Origin of the sequence: Nostoc flagelliforme FACHB-838, assembly GCF_014698065.1 — a bacterium.
GTDB lineage: Bacteria > Cyanobacteriota > Cyanobacteriia > Cyanobacteriales > Nostocaceae > Nostoc > Nostoc flagelliforme_B.
The window spans coordinates 1-3,113 of the sequence record NZ_JACJSI010000561.1; the positions used below are offsets into that span (position 1 = coordinate 1).

Consider the following 3,113-nt stretch of genomic DNA (forward strand, 5'->3'; position numbering starts at 1 on the left):
GCAGCACTCAAGCGCAAACGTCACTTTAGCAGTGCAGCTATACAACAAAGAAGTTAATGCAATAACTTCAGGCAGACAAAGTGATTACTTGAGAATATGGATTTATAAAAATCTTTGAAGATATGTCTCTTTACCACGCTTCGAGACATATCTCTACTTTAGGCAAGGGATCACAGCAATTTCTTGATCAGTTTTTCCCCAAACATATCCGGTTAAATCTCCCCAGAGCAGATGGCACTCATCTATTAATAATACTCTCAGCTTTCCTGATTCTATTTCCTCTCTGTTGCTTTCCAACAATAAAACAAGACTGTTTTTTTTGCGGGAACAGCCTCAATGTCTGCCTTTGGGTTCAAGGCAGTGCTTTTCTTCCAACTAATTCCTGCCTCGTCAAACAAATCGTAATAGCTTCGTTTTGATTTGTAGATCACATCATATTCAAATGCTAATTTGTACTCCAATTCACTCAGTTCCCAAATATCCTTAGTTTGCAACCAAAGCAAGATTTGATTCAAGGATTAACAGGTTTTCATTGATGGATTCAGATCGGGGCTTAATCGTAAGTGATTCATTAAGCATGATAAAAAGTCATAATGCAATCACGCATATCAGTAAATGGATTAACTATATTTCCCATAAGAGTAATTTGAATGTCTCGATCGGGGTACATTCCTGAATAGAAAGAGACTCCAGGATCGCCACCAAACATGTGATAAAACAACGCTTCTCCCTGCTGCGCTATCCATAAGCCATATCCATAATAAATACTAGCTCCATTCCTACCTTGCTTTCCGGTCGAAATGTACGGAGTTAACATTTGCTTGAGTATCGTTTCAGATAAAAGTTGATGAGTCATCAACGCTTGCCAAAACTTTTCCATATCTCCAATCGTTGTGAAAGCTCCACCATCTGAGCCACCAATCACGGGTAGAGCATAAAAATTAGTTCGCCATTCCCGATCGGATTTTTGAATGTAACCATAGGCGGTGCATGGCGGCAGACAATCCATTGCAAAAAAACCACTGTCTGCCATATTGCAGACTGCAAATATATTGGCTTCGACGTATTCCTGGAAACACAGTTTGCTAACCTGCTCAACAATTAACCCTAATAAGATGTACCCCGCATTGTTGTAAGCGAATTTTTCCCCTGGAGCAAATTCCATCGCCCGATCTTGAAACATTGGCAAAAAGTTTTCCAAGGAACGAACGCTATACATCGGTCGCTCCTTCCATAGATCCTCATAATCATCCATTCCTGCTTCATCAAAGTAGTCTGGAATACCTGAGCTGTGAGTCAGCAAATGGTGAACCGAGATCGCTGGATCGAAGGTAGAAAAGGGAATACTCAAACAATCTTTGAGAAGCGTATCAAACGTGAGTAAGTTTTTCTCAACCAGTTGACATATTGCTGCACTGGTGAATGTTTTGGTGCCAGAGGCTGTGGCAAACCGAGTGTTAAGAGTGTTGGGTATCGCTTCAGAGCGATTTGCGAAACCGTAACTTTTAGCAAAAACAATTTTGCTTTGCTCTTTGACCCAAATTACACCAGAGAACGGGGATTTTTCATGCTGTTTCGCAATTGCACGCTCAAGGTCTGCGATGTGAACTGCCATAAAGATGAGCCTACTCGGTAGATTTTTTTCTGATTGTAGTCCTAATCTCTCAAGAAACACATTTTGGAACCATACACATTTTGGATTTGAGATTTTAAGTTGAATGTGTTTTTTTTCATACTTTGCTAGTAGTGGTCGCCGCTAGTTCAAGGCTCACATTTTGCACCTGGAAATATGGATGTCAAATCCTTGACTAAATGCAACGTGAGCAAGACGTTCAATATAAAGTAAAAGAAGAGATACGGCTATTTGGGGAAAAATAAATTCAAGGGCAGTTTGTGGAGCCTGACCCCAATCAGGTGGTAATGCTTTCTGAATATGCAGATAACTCCAATGAGCAATCTGACTTTTCCCGTTAAGTCTCTTTTGCAAGCTACCAACCCTCACAAAGATCGTGTAATTTTAACCAACCTCGCCACAGTACCTGGATACCAATTGGTGTTTTGCTTCGATGTTCTAGGTAGCCGCCAAGACGAGCGATGCCTGCGGCGGGCTGCACCAACGCTTCGACAGCCTAATTAACTGTGATGAGTTTGGGTGGTTTGGGAGACTTAGCTTTTAAAATCTTAAGTTCAAGGGGATTGAGAATTTCAGTTGCAGGAGCCAAAGGGTTTCTTAAATCCTTTACCAGCAACCTTTTCGAGACTTAACGGGAAAAGTCAGCACTATCAACCGGGTATGCTATCGCACAGATGGTTGGAATTTCATCTCAATGACTTAATAATTTAATCGCTGGAAAAGAAAGCCCTACAGAAGCAGGTTTGATTCCACTCTCAGGTCTTCTTGACTGTGACACTGAGTAACTACTCAAAGATTACCTAGCCCTAGTCTACATTAACCGGGGAAATGCCCGCTCTGACTTGGGAGACTTGCAAGGAGCGCTCGTTGATTTCAACCAAGCCATCAAGATTAATCCTAACTTTGCCAATACCTATTACAACCGGGGTATTGCCCGCTTTGAATACAAAAGACTTTCAAGGGGCAATCACCGATTATAACTAAGCCATCAAGATTAATCCTAACTTTGCCAATACCTACTGCAACCGGGGTATTGCCCGCTCTGAATACAAAAGACTTTCAAGGGGCGATCACTGATTATAATCAAGCCATCAAGATTAATCCAAACTATGCCCTAGCCTACAACAACCGGGGAAATGCCCGCTCTGATCAAAAGACTTCCAAGGGGCGATGACTGATTATAACCCTCTTATGTCACTTGCGGAAAACAATAATCGGAGCGAAACTCTGAAACTTTGATTTAACAAAGTTTTGAGCTTTTCTTTTCTAACAGAAACTAAAATTTATTTATAGCCAAAACTGAAAAGTAAAGCTCTCAAAGGCTTTCAACCATTGGCTTCTCCCAAAGTGACAGAACAGGGATAATCAAGCCATCAAGATTAATCCTAACGATGCCCTAGCCTACAGCAGACGGAAACCTTGGGAAACAATAATATCCTCTACGCTTGTTGCGTCTATTTATATAGCTCAACTTATATAG

The 3,113-nt window shown here is 41.2% G+C and carries 4 protein-coding genes and 1 pseudogene; 3 read left to right on the plus strand and 2 right to left on the minus strand.

Going from position 1 to position 3,113, the window contains the following annotated elements; translation table 11 throughout:
* Window positions 1-171: 171 nt before the first annotated feature.
* Both H6G97_RS48740 and H6G97_RS48745 read right to left on the minus strand, forming a co-directional pair.
* Window positions 172-515 (minus strand): annotated as a pseudogene (locus tag H6G97_RS48740) (winged helix-turn-helix domain-containing protein); the annotation flags it as partial.
* 56 nt (window positions 516-571) lie between these two features.
* Entirely contained in the window at window positions 572-1,615 is a 1,044-nt protein-coding gene (locus H6G97_RS48745) for a serine hydrolase domain-containing protein (RefSeq protein ID WP_190947469.1), read from the minus strand.
* A 333-nt stretch (window positions 1,616-1,948) separates the two neighbouring features.
* Between H6G97_RS48745 and H6G97_RS48750 the strand changes: the two genes are divergently transcribed.
* The 3 genes from H6G97_RS48750 (at window position 1,949) to H6G97_RS54410 (ending at window position 2,807) form a co-directional block, all read left to right on the plus strand.
* The gene (locus tag H6G97_RS48750) at window positions 1,949-2,137 is read left to right on the plus strand and encodes a hypothetical protein (RefSeq protein WP_190947470.1); all 189 of its coding nucleotides are present in this window, start codon (window positions 1,949-1,951) and stop codon (window positions 2,135-2,137) included.
* A gap of 338 nt (window positions 2,138-2,475) precedes the next feature.
* The gene (locus H6G97_RS54405; protein ID WP_242056152.1) at window positions 2,476-2,613 is read left to right on the plus strand and encodes a tetratricopeptide repeat protein; all 138 of its coding nucleotides are present in this window, start codon (window positions 2,476-2,478) and stop codon (window positions 2,611-2,613) included.
* Between the two features lie 53 nt (window positions 2,614-2,666).
* Window positions 2,667-2,807: a tetratricopeptide repeat protein gene (locus tag H6G97_RS54410; RefSeq protein ID WP_242056153.1), complete on the plus strand. Its 141-nt coding sequence runs from the start codon at window positions 2,667-2,669 to the stop codon at window positions 2,805-2,807.
* Window positions 2,808-3,113: the final 306 nt, after the last annotated feature.